General features: G+C 74.3%; 12 protein-coding genes. 2 read left to right on the forward strand and 10 right to left on the reverse strand.

What is annotated here, in order from left to right:
• Positions 1–3: 3 nt before the first annotated feature.
• Both ACWDCZ_RS23850 and ACWDCZ_RS23855 read right to left on the reverse strand, forming a co-directional pair.
• Positions 4–489 (reverse strand): CcdC protein domain-containing protein, encoded by a 486-nt coding sequence (locus tag ACWDCZ_RS23850; protein WP_049650786.1) that lies wholly within the window; start codon positions 487–489, stop codon positions 4–6.
• Positions 490–645: 156 nt separating this feature from the next.
• Complete coding sequence (locus ACWDCZ_RS23855) at positions 646–2757, reverse strand: DNA gyrase/topoisomerase IV subunit B (protein ID WP_049650787.1); 2112 nt, start codon at positions 2755–2757, stop codon at positions 646–648.
• A 538-nt stretch (positions 2758–3295) separates the two neighbouring features.
• On the opposite strand from ACWDCZ_RS23855, the gene ACWDCZ_RS23860 reads away from it, so the two are divergent.
• Positions 3296–3529 carry a DUF7455 domain-containing protein gene (locus ACWDCZ_RS23860; protein WP_049650788.1) on the forward strand — a complete coding sequence of 78 codons (234 nt, stop codon included), beginning with the start codon at positions 3296–3298 and terminating at the stop codon, positions 3527–3529.
• A gap of 310 nt (positions 3530–3839) precedes the next feature.
• On the opposite strand, the gene ACWDCZ_RS23865 is transcribed toward ACWDCZ_RS23860, so the two are convergent.
• The 8 genes from ACWDCZ_RS23865 to ACWDCZ_RS23900 form a co-directional block, all read right to left on the reverse strand.
• Positions 3840–4640 carry a S1 family peptidase gene (locus tag ACWDCZ_RS23865; protein WP_049650795.1) on the reverse strand — a complete coding sequence of 267 codons (801 nt, stop codon included), beginning with the start codon at positions 4638–4640 and terminating at the stop codon, positions 3840–3842.
• 301 nt (positions 4641–4941) lie between these two features.
• Positions 4942–6594, reverse strand: coding sequence for an RNA polymerase sigma factor (locus ACWDCZ_RS23870; protein WP_380778313.1), 1653 nt, complete (start codon positions 6592–6594; stop codon positions 4942–4944).
• A 605-nt stretch (positions 6595–7199) separates the two neighbouring features.
• Positions 7200–8132 (reverse strand): FadR/GntR family transcriptional regulator, encoded by a 933-nt coding sequence (locus ACWDCZ_RS23875; RefSeq protein ID WP_049650790.1) that lies wholly within the window; start codon positions 8130–8132, stop codon positions 7200–7202.
• 189 nt (positions 8133–8321) lie between these two features.
• Positions 8322–9227 (reverse strand): hypothetical protein, encoded by a 906-nt coding sequence (locus ACWDCZ_RS23880; RefSeq protein ID WP_449816901.1) that lies wholly within the window; start codon positions 9225–9227, stop codon positions 8322–8324.
• Between the two features lie 3 nt (positions 9228–9230).
• Positions 9231–10877, reverse strand: coding sequence for an ATP-binding cassette domain-containing protein (locus ACWDCZ_RS23885; RefSeq protein WP_449816902.1), 1647 nt, complete (start codon positions 10875–10877; stop codon positions 9231–9233).
• 328 nt (positions 10878–11205) lie between these two features.
• Complete coding sequence (locus ACWDCZ_RS23890; RefSeq protein WP_117489745.1) at positions 11206–11484, reverse strand: hypothetical protein; 279 nt, start codon at positions 11482–11484, stop codon at positions 11206–11208.
• A gap of 207 nt (positions 11485–11691) precedes the next feature.
• Positions 11692–12450, reverse strand: a complete 759-nt coding sequence (locus ACWDCZ_RS23895; RefSeq protein WP_074005708.1) for an NUDIX hydrolase — start codon at positions 12448–12450, stop codon at positions 11692–11694.
• 191 nt (positions 12451–12641) lie between these two features.
• Positions 12642–14768: an amylo-alpha-1,6-glucosidase gene (locus ACWDCZ_RS23900; RefSeq protein WP_449816909.1), complete on the reverse strand. Its 2127-nt coding sequence runs from the start codon at positions 14766–14768 to the stop codon at positions 12642–12644.
• Between the two features lie 762 nt (positions 14769–15530).
• Here ACWDCZ_RS23900 and ACWDCZ_RS23905 point away from each other — a divergent pair.
• On the forward strand, positions 15531–16844 hold the full coding sequence (locus ACWDCZ_RS23905; protein ID WP_449816903.1) for an alpha/beta fold hydrolase: 1314 nt from the start codon (positions 15531–15533) through the stop codon (positions 16842–16844).
• Positions 16845–16876: the final 32 nt, after the last annotated feature.

The following is a 16876-nucleotide window of genomic DNA, read 5'->3' on the forward strand; positions in this document are numbered from 1 at the left end:
GGGTCAGCGCAGTCCGGCGGCGGTCCGCGCGGGCTCCAGCGTGCGGGCCCTCCAGTTCACCACGACGGAGCGGACCAGCAGCAGGACCGCCATGCCCAGCAGCAGCGTGCTGCCCGCCTGGTGGACGTGCAGGGCCGAGCCGACCGCGTACAGGCCGATCCGGATGGCGATCATCCCGCACCAGGCGGCCACGGTGGCCTTGGTGCCCTTGACCAGGACGCCGCCGTCGGGGGCCCGCCAGATCCGTACGGTCCAGCCCCAGACCGTGCCCATCGCGAGCACGGCGACGAGGCCGGCGACCAGCAGCGTGGCGGAGACCGCGGTGTGCTGGTGGTCGACGAGCTGCGGGTCGCGCAGCGCGAGCGCGCCCAGGACCAGCGGCAGCAGCCAGAACCGGCGCTCGGTGTCCAGCCGCTGGACGCGCATCTGGCGCTGGACCACCAGGACCACCACCGCGATGACCACGAGGATGTTGGCGATGGAACTCATCGGATTCTCCGTCCCGAGGAGAGGCTTCTTGCTGACCTCTCCGACGCTACGGATCCGGCGCCTCCGGCTGATCGGAGCCGGGGTGGAGCACGGGTGGAACCGGCGGCGCGAGGGCCCTCCACCCGTGGGTGGAGGGCCCTCGCGTACGGCCGGGAATCAGGCGTCGATGCGGGAGCGGTCCAGGGTGGCCGCCGAGTCCACGATGAACTCCTTGCGCGGGGCGACGTCGTTGCCCATCAGCAGGTCGAAGATCCGCTCGGCCTGCTCCAGGTCGCCCAGGTTGATCCGGCGCAGCGTGCGGTGGCGCGGGTCCATGGTGGTCTCGGCCAGCTGGTCGGCGTCCATCTCGCCGAGGCCCTTGTAGCGCTGCACCGGCTCCTTCCAGCGCTGGTTCTTGCGCTGGAACTCCAGCAGCGTGGAGCGCAGTTCGGCGTCGGAGTAGGTGTAGTGGTACTTCTCCTGGCCGCGCTTGGGACTGGTGAGCTCGATCCGGTGCAGCGGCGGCACGGCGGCGAAGACCCGGCCCTGCTCGACCATCGGCCGCATGTAGCGGTGGAACAGGGTGAGCAGCAGGGTGCGGATGTGCGAGCCGTCGACGTCGGCGTCGGCCATGAAGATGACCCGGCCGTAGCGGGCCTGGTCGATGTCGAAGGTGCGGCCGGAGCCGGCCCCTATCACCTGGATGATCGCGGCGCACTCGGCGTTCTTGAGCATGTCGCTCACGGACGCCTTCTGCACGTTGAGGATCTTGCCGCGGATCGGCAGCAGCGCCTGGAACTCGGAGTTGCGGGCGAGCTTGGCGGTGCCGAGCGCGGAGTCCCCCTCGACGATGAACAGTTCGCTGCGGTCGACGTCGTCGCTGCGGCAGTCGGCCAGCTTGGCGGGCAGCGAGCTGGTCTCCAGCGCGGTCTTGCGGCGCTGGGCCTCCTTGTGCTGCCGGGCGGCGACCCGGGTGCGGGCGGCCGCGACGACCTTGTCCAGCACGGCCCGGGCCTGGAGCTTCTGGTCCTTCTTGGCCGAGGTGAGGAAGGCCTTGAGCTCCTTGGCGACGACGGCGGCGACGATCCGGTTGGCCGCCGAAGTGCCGAGCACCTCCTTGGTCTGGCCCTCGAACTGCGGCTCGGCGAGCCGGACGGTGACGACGGCGGTGAGGCCCTCGGTGGCGTCGTCCTTGGTGATGTCGTCCTCGGCGACGCGCAGCAGCTTGCTCGCGCGCAGCGCCTCGTTGACCGTCTTGGCCAGCGAGCGCTCGAAGCCGGTGATGTGGGTACCGCCCTTGGGGGTGGCGATGATGTTGACGAAGGAGCGCAGGGTGGTGTCGTAGCCGGCGCCCCAGCGCAGCGCGATGTCCACGCCGAGGTGGCGGGTGACCTCGGTGGGGGTCATGTGGCCGAGGTCGTCCAGGACCGGCACGGTCTCCTTGAAGGTGCCCTCGCCGCGCAGCCGCAGCACGTCGCAGACCGGCTTGTCGGGGGCCAGGAACTCGCAGAACTCGGCGATGCCGCCGTCGTAGCGGAAGACCGTCTCGTCGATCTGCTCGCTCTCGGTGAGCCGCTCGTCACGCACCACGATGGTCAGGCCGGGGACCAGGAAGGCGGTCTGCCGGGCGCGGCTGTGCAGCGTCTCCAGGGAGAGCTTGGCGTCCTTGAGGAAGATCTGCCGGTCGGCCCAGTAGCGGATCCGGGTGCCGGTGCGGGTCTTCGGCACCTTGCGGGTCCTGGTCAGGCCGTTGCCGGCCTCGAAGGGCGCGTCCGGGCTGGTCTCGGTGAAGATGCCGGGGGTGCCGCGGCGGAAGCTGATCGCGTGGGTGTGCCCGCTGCGGTCGACCTCGACGTCGAGGCGGGCGGAGAGCGCGTTGACGACCGAGGCGCCGACGCCGTGCAGACCGCCGGAGGCCGCGTAGGAGCCGCCGCCGAACTTGCCGCCGGCGTGCAGCTTGGTCATCACGACCTCGACGCCGGACAGCCCGGTCTTGGGCTCGACGTCGACCGGGATGCCGCGCCCGTTGTCCCGGACCTCGACCGAGGAGTCGGGGTGCAGCACGACGTCGATGCGGTCGCAGTAGCCGCCGAGCGCCTCGTCGACGGAGTTGTCGATGATCTCCCACAGGCAGTGCATCAGACCGCGGCTGTCGGTCGAGCCGATGTACATGCCGGGGCGCTTGCGGACCGCCTCCAGGCCCTCCAGGACGAGCAGGTGCCGCGCGGTGTAGTTGGAACCGTCATCGCCGGCCAGCAGCGCGGACGGCACGGTCGTTTCGGCACTCACGCGGCACTCTCCTCGGTGAAGATCTGTCTCATCGGTCACATCCGGACGCATCCGGACCAAACGCCAGTGCAGCACGCCGCACCGACACCCGTCGCCCTGCGTGCCCGAACCCGTGCGCCGGGTGCACAGCACGACGGACCGGCCCCGCGCAGCTTGTACGCGCTGCGCGAACAAGCACCGCACCCGGGTGTGGGCCCCGGGGGCGCCATCTCCTCCCGGTACCACCGGTCCTGGCGGATCGTGGGGCCCGGCGCAGGCTCCGGAACTGCCGTTATGCAGGCTACCGGGGCCCGGGACGGGGCTTATGCTCCAACCCGGCAGAGGATTATGCTACGCGGACCTCGCACCCGATCCCGATCGGGCGTTCGAGCGAAGGGCGGATCCCGGAATCCGGCACGCATGAACCACCGGCGCCCGGGGCACGTCCTCATCAACACAGCAGAATCCTCAGAGAAGAAAAGCCACGAGCGGGAACGTTTTCGGCCTGGTTGGATGTTGACCCTGGTACGACAGCTCGTCGAGCTAGAGAAGAGGCGACGTGACTACTGTTCTGACCCCTGCGAGCCCGCTCACCGCGGCTGACCGCTGCGACCGCTGCGGCGCCCAGGCCTACCTGCGCGTCGTACTCGCCAGCGGCGGAGAGCTGCTCTTCTGCGCCCACCACGGCCGGAAGTTCGAGCCCGAGCTCAAGAAGATCGCCGTGGAGATACAGGACGAGAGCGGCCGTCTCACCACCGCGACCACCGTGACGGCCACCGACGACGAGCGCTGATACAGGGCGCCACCAACAGCAGCCGGCCTCGAGCTGTGTCCGGTCGCGCACCACGCGCGACCGGTGAGCCGGGCGACGGACCCCTTCGGGGCCGGTCGCCCGGCTCTGCTGTACCCCGGGCCGCCCTCCTGACCCCCGCCGTTGCCCCAGGCCGTGGCCCCGGCGGCGTCCGACGCGGCGTCAGAACCCGGTGCCGGCACGTGACCAGCCGCTCACCCGCCGCGACGTCCGCGGCACCGGAGGCGCCTCGCCCGCGGCTGCCCCGGACGTTCGCGGGCGTTCACCGGTGGTCGCGGGTGGTCGCGGGTGGTCACAGCACCGAGCGCACCGCGTCCGCGACCGAGGACACCCTGGTGTAGACGCCCGGGTGGGCCGCCTCGGCACAGCCCGTCCCCCAGGAGACCAGGCCCACCAGCCGGCCGTCGACGATCATCGGGCCGCCGCTGTCGCCCTGGCAGGCATCCTTGCCGCCCCTCTCCTCGCCCGCGCAGACCATGCCCCGGGCGTCGAACCTCCCGTCCTGCCCGCCCGGATAGGCCTGCGCACAGACCTGGTCCGGCACGACCGGCACGGACACCCCGCGCAGCACGGGCGAGTAGTCGCCCCGCCCCGTGGTGTCACCCCAGCCGTACACCTGGGTCGTGGTCCCGGCCGCGTACGGTTCGGTCTCGCCCTGGCCGACCAGCTCGACCACCGGCAGGGCCCCCTGGGACTCGGCGAGGGTGAGCACCGCGACATCGTTCATGTTGGCGGCGAAGGAGTAGTCGGGGTGGATCCAGACCGACCGCACCGCCACCTCCCGGCCGGACGTACCGCGCATGTCGTCCCGGCCGACGATCACCTTCAGGCCCGGCCGGTCCACCCGGCCCCTGGCCTCGTCGTAGAAGCAGTGCGCGGCCGTCACCACCTTGGTCGGGGTGACCAGCGCACCCCCGCAGAACTGGCCGGAACGGCCGCTGCCGAACTGCTGGCGGCTGGACAGCGCCACGATCCACGGGTGGTCCGCGGTGCTCACCGCGCTACCGCCGACCACCCGGCGCTGCGCCTCGGCCGGCGCCGCGGTGCCGAGGGCGACCAGCGGGACGGGAACGGCGGCGAGCAGCGCCAGCACGGCGGCCCTGCGGCGGCGGCCCGCCCGGTCGGCGGCCGGGTCGGCGGGGTCCGCCGGGAACGGGGCGGGCGTCGGCAGGTCTGTGCGGTCCGGCTCGGTCGGCACCGTGACTCCAGGAGGCTCGGAAGCGGGCAACCGGCACAGCGTAGGTGACCGGCTACACGGTGCGACCGCTTCCCGCCGCGCCGCCACCCGGACGAGGGACAACCACCACCCGTACGCTGACGCGCCCGGGCCCGGACAGCCGCGAAGGCCCGGAGCCGTGCGGCTCCGGGCCTTCGCGTGGAACGACTGCCGTCGATCAGTCCAGGTAGTCGCGCAGCACCTGGGAGCGCGACGGGTGGCGCAGCTTCGACATGGTCTTCGACTCGATCTGGCGGATGCGCTCACGGGTGACCCCGTACACCTTGCCGATCTCGTCCAGCGTCTTCGGCTGGCCGTCGGTCAGGCCGAAGCGCATCGAGACCACGCCCGCCTCGCGCTCGGACAGGGTGTCCAGCACCGAGTGCAGCTGCTCCTGGAGCAGGGTGAAGGAGACCGCGTCGGCCGGGACGACCGCCTCGGAGTCCTCGATCAGGTCACCGAACTCGCTGTCGCCGTCCTCGCCCAGCGGGGTGTGCAGCGAGATCGGCTCACGACCGTACTTCTGGACCTCGATGACCTTCTCGGGGGTCATGTCGAGTTCCTTGGCCAGCTCCTCCGGGGTGGGCTCGCGGCCCAGGTCCTGGAGCATCTGGCGCTGGACGCGGGCCAGCTTGTTGATGACCTCGACCATGTGCACCGGGATGCGGATGGTGCGGGCCTGGTCGGCCATGGCGCGGGTGATCGCCTGGCGGATCCACCAGGTGGCGTAGGTCGAGAACTTGTAGCCCTTGGTGTAGTCGAACTTCTCGACCGCACGGATCAGACCGAGGTTGCCCTCCTGGATCAGGTCCAGGAAGAGCATGCCGCGACCGGTGTAGCGCTTGGCCAGCGAGACCACGAGGCGGAGGTTGGCCTCCAGCAGGTGGTTCTTGGCCCGGCGGCCGTCCTCGGCGATGATCTCCAGCTCGCGCTTGAGCTTCGGGGCGAGCTTGTCGGCGGCCGAGAGCTTGTCCTCGGCGAACAGGCCGGCCTCGATGCGCTTGGCGAGCTCGACCTCCTGCTCGGCGTTGAGCAGCGGGACCTTGCCGATCTGCTTCAGGTAGTCCTTGACCGGGTCGGCGGTGGCACCGGCGACGGCGACCTGCTGGGCCGGCGCGTCGTCCTCGTCGTCGTCGGAGAGGACGAAGCCCTCCGACTCCTCCTCCGGAGCGGTGCCCTCGGCCTCGGTCTTGTCGCCGGGCAGCGCGACGTCCTCGAGCAGCTCCTCCTCGCCGAGCAGCTCCTCGTCGCCCTTGGCGGTCTTGCCGGCGGCGGTCTTCTTGGCGGCGGTCTTCTTGGCCGGCGCGGCGGTCTTCTTGGCCGCGGCCTTCTTGGCCGGCGCGGCCTTCTTCGCGGGAGCCGCCTTCAGCTCGGAGCCGACCGCGGTCCTCCCCTCGGCGGTGATCTCGGCGGAGACGGTGGGAGCCGGGGCCGTGGCGGCCGCGACGGCCGGAGCCGCGACGGGAGCGCCGGGGGCGATCCGCACGGGCGGCTTGGTCGGGGCCGACGGGGCGGCCGGGGTCCGGGTGGTGACAGCCTTGGTGGCGGTGCGCTTGGTGGGGCTCTTGGCAGCAACGCTCTTGCGCTTGGCGCCGGCCGGTTCGGCCGCGCTGACCATGAGGTCCACCCCCTCCTCAATCAGCACCTGGTTGAGGCTGCGCATGACGTTCTTCCACTTGGTGACCGGGATCTGGTCCGCCTCGAACGCCTGGCGCACGTCGTCACCGGCGATCTGCCCCTGGGCCTTGCCCCGCTCGATGAGCGCCAGCAGAGCCGCGGACTCGGCGATCTCGGGGGGAAGCGAACGGGATGTGCTGGCCGACACGAACAACCTCTCGGACGATGAGTGGATCTCGAACCCGTACCGGCCGCCCGAGCGGGCGGGGAAGGAGATCGCGCGTCGGACGCGCGGTGTCGATTCCGACCGACTCGGGCTTGAGGACTGGGTTTGCAGGACGGCAGCAGCGCCGCGGACCAACACAGCATTCTGACATGTTGGAGTATTCCGGAGCTGCTTCCGCTCAGGACACATCGCTGCTACTCGTCAAGTGTTACGCATGGCCTTCGTGTCGCGGGTCACACCGACCCGGCGCCCGCAACCCGGGGCCGCTTCCATCATCGCGCACTCGCGGGGTGAACTGTTGTCATGGACAAGCTGTGAAATGGGCTCGCCTTTCGCCGGGCCGCCTTCCCAGGCCCGGTGACCCCTCCCGGGCGCGGCCGGCTCGCCCGGCTTCTCCCCGGCTCCCCCGGCTCCGGCTTCCCCCGACTTCCCCGTCCTTCTCCCGCCCCCGGCGTTCCCCACGTTCTCCCGGCTCCGGTCGACCCGAGGGTGACGACATGCGGAGGCCCCCCGGCTGCGCCGCGATGCGACCGGAGGGCCCTGGCGGAGCGGACCGCCGCCAGCCGGCGCCTCCGCTCGTGGAAACAGCCCGTTCAGTGCTCCCTGGGCGCGGGGACGGACGGCTCGACCTCGGGATGGACGGTGAGCAGCGCCCGCATCGCGACCTCGCCCGCGGTGCCGTCGCCGGCGCCCAGCGCGTCCACCAGCCGGGCGTGCAGGCCGACCGAGGACTCGGAGGGCCGCTCGCAGGAGATCGCCGGGCCGCCCGAGACCTGCAGCGCGCAGGCGACGATCCCGGACAGGTGCTCCAGCATCCGGTTGCCGGCCATCTGGAGGATCAGGCCGTGCAGCTCGGCGTCGGCCCGGGTGTACGTGGAGAGGTCGGCCTGCGAGGCGGCGTGGCCCATGATCTCGACCAGCTCGACCAGGCGCTGCTGGACGTCCTCCCGGCCGTGGCCGGCGGCGAGCCGGGCGGCCAGCGGCTCGATCGCCCAGCGGAGCTCGAACAGCTCCCGGCGCTGCTCGTCCCGCTGCGGACCGAAGGCGCGCCACTCGATGATGTCCGGGTCCAGCAGGTTCCAGTCGCCGACCGGACGGACCCGGGTGCCGACGTTCGGCCGGGCGCTGACCAGGCCCTTGGCCTCCAGCACGCGCAGCGACTCGCGGACGACGGTCCGGGAGACCTCGAACCGCTGGCCGATCTCCTCGGGCACCAGCGGGCGGTCGGCACCGAGATCGCCGGAGACGATCATCTGGCCGAGCTGCTGGACCAGCTGGCCGTGCAGACCGCGGCCGCGGCTGCTGGTGGTCTTGCGGCCGACCCGGCCGATGTCGGACTCGGCGCCCTCCCAGCGGGGCGCCGGCGGGGTCGGCCGGTCGGCGTACGAGAAGCGGTCCAGGTCGCCGGGACCGTGGATGGGCCCATCGGCGGAACGGGCGGGGGTCATGGTGGGGTGCGCAAGGGTACTCACGCCTCCTTTGTCGGCGATCCGCAGGCGTGGCTTGAGAATTCTCGTGAAAAGCACACGAAAGGGTGATCGACCGTGACTGGATAATTGACTTCTTATCAGGAAGAACCGCGCATTACGGTCACTGCTGGTCGACCTTGGTAACCACGGGCAGGACCGCACCCCGGGGGCTTCCGCAGGACCGGACAGGGCCGCCCACGGGTGCGGCGCCGCGCGGGAGGCCCTGCGCGATGCGCAGCCACGGGCCTACAGGGCGCGGCGGCGGGCCTGGACCAGCAGGGCGGCGAGCAGCAGCAGCCCCGCGGGGGCCGCGACCGCGGCGAGCAGCGCCGGATCGGTCAGCGCCGCGCTCCCGGCCACCACCTCGTGCGCACCGCCGTACACCCAGCCGTAGGCCCACTCGATCCCGGACTGGAACGGCAGCAGCTCGGCCGCCCGGGCCGGCCACGGCCTGCCGGTGTGACGCAGCAGCAGGGCGACGCCGGACTCCAGCAGCGGCGGCAGCGCGCACAGCAGCAGCACCCCGGCCGCGGCGCTGCGGGTCAGCGAGGCCGTCAGCACCCCGGTCCAGGCCGCCACCACGGTGAGCAGGACGAAGGCCAGCAGGGCGGCGGGCACCCCGTGACCGGCCGTCAGACCGAGCGGGGAGAACACGCCCGGCAGGTCGGACAGCCCGGACAGCCCGGCGCCGGTCACCGCCGCGGACACCCGGTCCGACAGCGCGGCCGGGTCCGCCCAGGCCGCCACGGTGACGCCGTCCGGCAGCGCGAGGTGCACGGCCAGCGTGTCGAGCAGCAGGGTGGCCAGCGCCAGCAGGGCCGCCACCGGCCCGATCACCAGCAGCTTGGCCAGCAGCAGTCGCACCCGGCGCGGGTACGACACCTGCGAGGCCGGCAGCCCCGGGTGGCGCACCTCGTGCCCGTACGAGAGCGCGCCCAGCACCCCGGCGCCGAGCGCCGCGAAGGGCAGCGGGACCAACGGGACGGCGGCGGTCAGCAGCCGCACCCCGGCCGGGGCGGCCAGCGGGCCGTCCGGGGCCTGGTCCGCCAGGACGGCGGCCACGACGGCGTCGCCGAGCAGCACGGCGGCGAGCAGCAGCCAGGTGGAACGCAGGCCGCGCAGGCGGCGCAGCTCGTAGGCCAGGACACGCACGGTTCACTCGCTCCGGTGGTCGTCGGGGGTGGCGGGGGCAGGGGCTGCGGGGATGGCGGGGGCCGTGGGGGCGGCGGGGGGCTGGGCGGTGGAGACCCGGACGGCGCTCGTGCCCGAGACGGGGCGACGAAGGCGGACGGTGTCGTCGGTGAGCAGGTCGTCGGCGCTCAACCGGCGGCCCGGCGGCCGGACCCGGGCGGGCGGATGCGGCAGGACCGGGGCCGGGTCGTCGCGGAAGAGCCGGTCGACGGCGACGGTGGGCGCGGGGGCGGGCTTGGCGGGGGCGTCGGACCCGGCCTCCGCGGTCGGCTCCGGGCGACGGCCGACGGGCCCGGGGCAGCGGCCCGCCGAACCGAGGACGGGGAGCGCGGCGGCGGGGAGCGCGGCGGCGATTGCCACGGCGGGCAGGGCGCGGGTGGGCAGGGAGCCGTCCTCTCGGCGGCGGGGGGCGTTGTGCTTCGGGGCGGTGGCGGCACGGGGGACGGAGGCGGTGGCTTCGGGCGCGGTGGCTTCGGGGACGGAGGCTTCGGGGGCGGAGACGGTGGCCGGTTCGGGCGGAGTCGTCACGGCTCCGACCGGGGTGGGCTCGGCGGCCGGTTCGGGGATCCGCTCGGCGGCCGACTGCGGGCCTGGCTCCGACTTCGGTTCCAGGTTCGGTGCCGGGTCCGGTTCCGGGTTCGGTTGCTCGGCCGGCTCCGGGCTCGGCCCCGCCCCGGGTTCCGGGTGGAGGCGGAGGTGGCCGGAGCGGCCCGAGCCGGCCGGCAGGACGACCCGCGGCGCCGGCTGCTCGACCACCCGGTCCGCCAACTCGTGCAACAGGATCCCGTGGCGGTAGGCGAGTTCGCCGATCTCGGTGCGGTCGATGCCGGCCACCGCGAGGCCCACGCTGCCGTCCCGTCGGACGTCCGCGCCCTGGCTGACCAGCAGGTCCGCCAGCCGCGCCATCTGCGGCCCCCGGACGGCCACTTCGGGGCTGAGCCTGGTCCGCCGGAACTCCGCGACCGGCTGGTCGGCCACCAGTCGACCGCGGTCCAGGGTGACCACCCGGTCCGCGAGCTGCGAGGCCTCCTGCGGCGTGCGGGTGGTCACCAGGACCGTTCCGCCGGCGGCCCCGAAGGAGCGCAGGAAGGAGTGGAACCACTCGACGTTGCGCGGTGACAGGCCGTCGGCGGGCCCGTCCAGCAGCAGCGCGCCGGGGTCGCCGAGCAGGGCGGCGGCCAGGGCCAGGCGGCGGTGCATGCCGGGCGAGAAGGTGCGCAGCCGCTGCCCGGCGACGGCGGCCAGCCGGGTCTGCTCCAGCAGTTCGTCGGCCCGCCGGGCCGGGACGCCGACGGCCGCGGCGAGCATCCGCAGGTGGCTGCGCGCCTTGCGGCCCGGATGTCCGGCCACCGCAGCCTCCCCGGTGCCGGGCAGCAGCACCCCCACCTCGCGCTCGGGGTGGCGCAGCCGACGGTAGCGGCGGCCGTCGAAGAGCGTGACGCCCTGGCCGCGTTCGAGTTCGAGCATCAGCCGCAGGGCGGTGGACTTGCCCGCCCCCTCGGCGCCGAGCAGCGCGGTCACCGTGCCGGGCCGGGCGTCGAAGGTCAGGTCGAGCACTGCGGGCGGAGCGCCCTTGCGGTAGACCTTGGTCAGTCCGGTGATCTGGATCATCGCTGGCTGCTCCCGTGCCCTCGGCCGAGCTGTTCGACGCGGAGCACCCCTGACGGGCGGGCATGCACCCGCGCGGCTCCGCGCCAGCACATTAGGGGGCGGCGACGGCTATTCCGGGCATTACGGGAACGGCACGGGCCCGCCGGCTGCCCACCTCACCCGATCAGGGGACAATCCGATCCTGCGATTCACGGTCGACCGGTCCGTTCCGGGTCCCGGCGGAGTCGGTTGCTTCGGTGACTTCGGCGGCTCCGGTGGTGTCGGCGGCTTCGGCAGCTTCGGCGGTGCCGGACGGGCGGGGCTCCGTGTCCGATGAGGGGTGCGGCTCCTACCGGGAAGGCCAGGGCGGTGGCGGGAGCTGCTCACCGCCGCACTCCGCGTGGAAGTCGTCGACGGCGGCCTGGCCCTCGACCACGATCTCGCCCAACCGCTCCCGCTCGGCGGCCAGCCGTTCCTCGACGGCGGCGATCGCCTCGGGCGCCGCGTGCTCGGCCTGCAGCTCGGCCAGTTCCTTCTCCGTTGCGGTGGTGGTCCTGTCCAGGCTCCGGTAGTCCGCCGCCAGCCCCTCGATGAGGATTCGCTGGTTGGCGCAGTCCTTGATGGCCATCGCGGGACTCCCTGGGCCGGAGGCCTCCGGCCCGGGCGGTCGGAGCGTCCACCGACACTCTGCGCCGACGCCTCCGGGTCCGCAGCCAGGCCAGGCCATTCGGCTGCCCGGTACCGCAGAACGGCGGGTCGGTACCGGGTTCGGGCGGGCCGAACGCAGGGCTTGGCGGAGGGCTGGGGACAGGACCGGGCACAGGGCCCGCGGGGGTCAGGACTCCGGGCGGAGCATGGGCGGGTTGAGGACGGTCGCACCGCCGGCGGTGAACAGCTGGGCCGGGCGACCGCCCTGACGGGTCGTCGTGCCGCCCGAGGGCAGCAGGAAGCCGGGGGTGCCGGTGACCTTGCGGTGGAAATTTCGCGGGTCCAGCACCACTCCCCAGACCGCCTCGTAGACCCGGCGCAGCTCACCGACGGTGAACTCGGCCGGGCAGAAAGCGGTGGCGAGGGAGGAGTACTCGATCTTGGAGCGGGCGCGTTCCACACCGTCGGCGAGGATCAGGCCGTGGTCGAAGGCGAGCGGGACGCCGTCGGCCGGGTTCTCCCCGAGGAGTTCGCCGACCGGGGCCCAGCGGGCGCCGCTGGCGTCGCCGCCGGCCCGGGGCGTCGGCAGGTCGGGGGCGAGCACCAGGTAGGCGACGCTGACCACGCGCATCCGGGGGTCGCGCTGCGGGTGGCCGTAGGTGGCGAGCTGCTCGAGGTGGGCGCCGGCCGCACCGGGGCCGACCGCGTCCTGGCCGGGGGCTGTGTGGGCGCGCAGGCCGGTCTCCTCGGCCAGCTCACGGGAGGCGGCCTCGGCCAGGCCCTCGTCCGGGCGGACGAAGCCGCCGGGCAGCGCCCAGTACCCCTGGAACGGCGGCTCGCCTCGTCTGACCAGCAGGGCGCAGAGCGAGTGGTCGCGCACCGTCAGCACCACGAGGTCAACCGTGACAGCGAACGGGGGGAAGGCCGACGGATCGTAGCGCGACATGGCGACGATCATAGTCGTCTCTCTGACGATAAGCACAGGCCCGTGCGTGGCCGCTCCTGGCCGGTGGCCCCCGCCCGACCCGGCGCGGTTCGTGTACGGGCCGCGCCGGGCCGGGAGCGGACGGGCCCGGTGCCGGTGACCCGGTGTCACCGGCGCCGGGCCCGGACGGGCGGTGGCGGGCGGCGGCGGGCTCAGCGGGCGACGAGTTGCAGATCCTCGGACGCCTCCTCCACCATCGCCACGCCGATCCTGCTCACCCGGACGGAGAAGGGCTCGCCCGCCACCCGCAGACCGGTCAGCTCCAGCTCGCCGAGCGGTGCGGTGCTGGCCGGGCGGACCAGCACCCGGCCGCCCGGGACGTCGGGCCGGACCCCGGCGAGGGCGAACACCGCGTGCACGGCACCGGCTGCGGAGACCGCCGCCGGGCGGCAGGCGGCCGGGTGCGGCACCGGCGGGCAGCCGGGGGTGCGCTGCTCCCCCGCGTACATCTCCGGCAGGCGCCCCTCGAAGTGGGCGCTCGCGGCGAGCAGGCCCTCCAGCAGGGTGCCGGCCTCGTTCTCGTGACCGGCCTCGGCCAGGCCGGCGACCGCCAGCGCCGTCTCGTGGACCCGCACCGCGCCGCCGCGGTGGCCCAGCGGGTTGAAGCGGAGGGACTTGGCGCTCAGAGTGCGCAGGCCCCAGCCGCTGTCCAGCTCCGGCGCGACCAGGCGCTGGGCGAGCAGCCGGGTCTGCTCGCGGTCCAGCAGGCTCTCGTGCCGGCCGCCGTCGACGGCGAGCCCGGTGTCCAGCAGGTGCACCAGGGAGGAGGCGACGGCGGGCAGCGGCTGGCCGCCCGGGGCCAGCCCGGCCGCGGGGCGGCCGCCGGAGAGGTCGTCTACCCAGAACCGCTCGCGGAAGCGCCGGCGCAGCCCGGCGGCCCAGCCGCGCCAGTCCTCGGCGCCCGGTCGACCGAAGGCCTCCAGCAGCTCGGCCCCATGCAGGGCGGCGCGGTGGGCCTGCGCCTGGACCTCGGCGCGGGCGGCGACCGGGTGGGCGGAGCGCTCCTCGGCCGGGCGGCTCAGGTCGGTGACGAAGCCGTCGACCAGACCCTCCCGCAGGGCGGCCAGGGCCCGCTCGGCGGTCGGCAGCAGCTCGGCGACCTCGGCCGGGGGCAGGCCCCAGCGCCAGGCCTCGGCCAGCACGGTGACGAACAGCAGGGTGGCCTCGGTGGCCGTGCAGGTGGGCGGCAGCTCGGGACCGCCGTGGCGCAGGGCGCCGGGCAGCAGGCCCTCGGTGCGGCCCGGGGCGGGGGCGAGCTGCTGGCGGCGGGCCAGCGCCCGGAGGGTGCCAGCCGCCAGCCGGGTGCCGAGCGGCAGGGTCAGCCGGGCGGCCCAGAGCGCGTCGGCCGGGGCGAGGCCGAAGCGCCAGGGCGCTCCGGAGGCCGGGTAGAGGTCGGTCGGGCGGTCCGGGTCGGCGAACAGCAGCCCGCCGAGGGCGTCCAGCGAGCGGGAGACCAGTGGGGCGGCCCGGGTGTCGTCGCTGCGGACCTCCGGCTCGGACCAGGGCAGTGGCGCGCCGGTGCCGCGGCCGCCCGGCGGGCGCGGGCCGCCGGCGGCGGTCTCCAGCTCGGTGTGCAGCTCGACCGACCAGCGGGCGCCCGGCTGGACCTCCAGGTCCCAGCGGAGCACGCCGGCGCCGGCCAGGACGGCGTGCGGGGAGGGCTGAGCGCTGACCACGGCGCTGTGCACCGGGCCCGTCCAGCGCATTCCGGCGGACTGCACCTGCCCCGGCAGGTCGGGCTGGCGGTGCCCGGCCGCGATCTCGGCGACCGGGCCGAGGTCGGTGCCGAGGGCTATCTCCAGTGGCAGCCGGGCGGGCCGGGGACCGGTGTTGCGCACGACCACGGTCTCCACGCCGTCCGCGTGCCGCAGCCGCTCGACGGTGACTGCCGGATCCGGGTCGAGGTCGCCGGGGATGCGGACGGCGCCGAGGAAGCGGGCCTGGGCGGTGCTGGTCAGAGTGCCCTGGAGCGGCAGCGGCTCCATGCCGCCCAGCCGCAGCTCCATCCGGGCGAGCACCCGGACGCCGTTGCGGTAGAAGCCGTGCAGGCCGTGGCCGCGCAGCTGGCCATCGGGGCCGGAGGCGGCCATCGCCGGGGCGTTGACGCAGATCACCGCGTGGTGGACGGCGGGCGGCTGCGGCCGCGGCGGGGCCGCGGCTCGGCCCGGGCCGAGCGGTGCGCCCGCGGGCCCGGCTGCCGGGGCCTGGTCGTGGCGGCCCACCGGCCTGGGCGGCGCGCCGACCACGCTCTCGGCCGGCATGGCCTGTGGTGGCCTCATGGCGGTCACCGGACTCTCCTCCCCTCGGCGGTCCGGTGGCCGGGTCAGGCCGGTGGGCCGCGAGCATGCTCGATCGCGTGCTGATGATGCCGGGCCGGCGGGGCCGTCCCGTCGGCGGGTGTGCCGTTTCTGGCCGTACCCGGTGACGGGTCGTGCCATGCGGTGCTCGGTACCGGGCCGGTACCGGCGCGCCGCGCCTTCGTTCCCGGGGCCCCTCGCCGTGGCCCGGCACGCCGTCAGGTCCGGCGGCCCGGTCGGCCAGTGACGCCCTTCCCCCGCGGCCCGCACCCGCCGTGACGCTCGGCCCCCTGGTGGCCACCGGTCATGGTGCCGCACGCGGCCGCCGACGGCTGCCGGTGTCCGGGCGCTCTGGTCCGCACCGCCCGGTGATCGGCCCGCCCGAACCGGGCGGAGACCCCCGGAGTGAACGCCGCGCACCGCCACCAGGTCACGCCCCGCCGCTGCGCCGCTGGTCGGGACGGTTCTGCCGGGCGGCCGTACAGCTTCCGTCGGAACGTCACCGGGGCCTCGGCGCGGGCGCGTCACCGTCCGCGATCCGGGGCCGGCGCTCGTCTTGCGGGCCTCCGTCGGGCCCGCTCGGGGCGGTCGTCGGCCGGGGTCGGCCGACCGGTCGGACGGACGGGGCGGTCGAACCGGTGCTCGACCGCCGCCAGGATACGGTGCGGGGGTCGCGGCCCCCGCACCCGGTGACCCCGTGAACCGCGACGCCATCGCTGTGACCAGCAGAGACCGAGGAGTTGCATGTCCACCATCAGCCGGCTGCCCGGGATTGTCACGACCGACCACGTGTTCCAGCTGCCGCTCGACCACGCCGCCCCGCAGGGCGAGCAGATCGAGGTGTACGCCCGCGAGGTGGTCGCCGCCGGCCGCGAGCGGGCCGACCTCCCCTGGCTGGTCTACCTCCAGGGTGGGCCGGGCGGCAAGGCCGCCCGGCCGCTCGGCCGGGACTCCTGGCTGGAGCGCGCCCTGGACGACTACCGGGTGCTCCTGCTCGACCAGCGCGGCACCGGGCGGTCCACCCCCGCGACCCGGCAGACCCTCGCCCGGCGCGGTGGTCCGCAGGAGCAGGCGGACTACCTGGCCCACTTCCGCGCGGACTCGATCGTCCGGGACGCCGAGCTGATCCGCGAGCGGCTGCTCGGCGCCGACCGGCGCTGGAGCGTGCTGGGCCAGAGCTTCGGCGGCTTCTGCACCCTCACCTACCTCTCCATCGCCCCCGAGGGCCTGACCGAGGCCTTCATCACCGGTGGCCTCTCCGGTCTCGGCAGCTCGGCCGACGACGTCTACCGCGCCGCCTACCCGCGGGTGGTCGGCAAGAACGAGGGCCACTACGCCCGGTTCCCGCAGGACGTCCAGGCGGTGCGCCGGATCGCGGCCCACCTCGCCGACTTCCCCGCGACCCTGCCGGACGGCGGGCTGCTCACCGTCGAGGCGTTCCAGGCGCTCGGCATGCTGCTCGGCGGCGGCAACGGCTCCGGCACGCTGCACTACCTGCTGGAGGAGGCCTGGGTGGAGGGCGCGGCCGGGGTCGAGCTTTCCGACACCTTCCTGGCCGGCGCCCAGGCCCAGCTCTCCTTCGCGGGCGGCCCGCTCTACGCGGTGCTGCACGAGTCGATCTACGGCCAGCGGTCGGTGGACCAGGGCGGCACCGCCTGGGCGGCCGAGCGGGTCCGCAAGGAGTTCCCGCAGTTCGACGCCCGGGCCGCGCTGGAGTCCGACGCGCCGGTGCTGTTCACCGGGGAGATGATCTACCCCTGGATGTTCGACACCGACCCGGCGCTGCGCCCGCTGAAGGAGACCGCGGACCTGCTCGCCGCCCGCACCGACTGGCCCGACCTGTACGACCGGGTGCGACTGGCCACCAACACCGTGCCGGTCGTGGCGGCCGTGTACCACGACGACATGTACGTGGACACCGCCGACTCGCTGGAGACCGCCCGCGCGGTGCGCGGCCTGCGGACCTGGATCACCAACGAGTGGGAGCACGACGGCCTTCGGATGAGCGGCGGCACGGTGCTGGACCGCCTGATCAAGATGGCGCACGGCGAGGCGTAGCGGCCCTCGGGCCGGCGCCGCGGCGCGGAGCG

The sequence above is a fragment of the Kitasatospora sp. NPDC001225 genome (assembly GCF_053597855.1).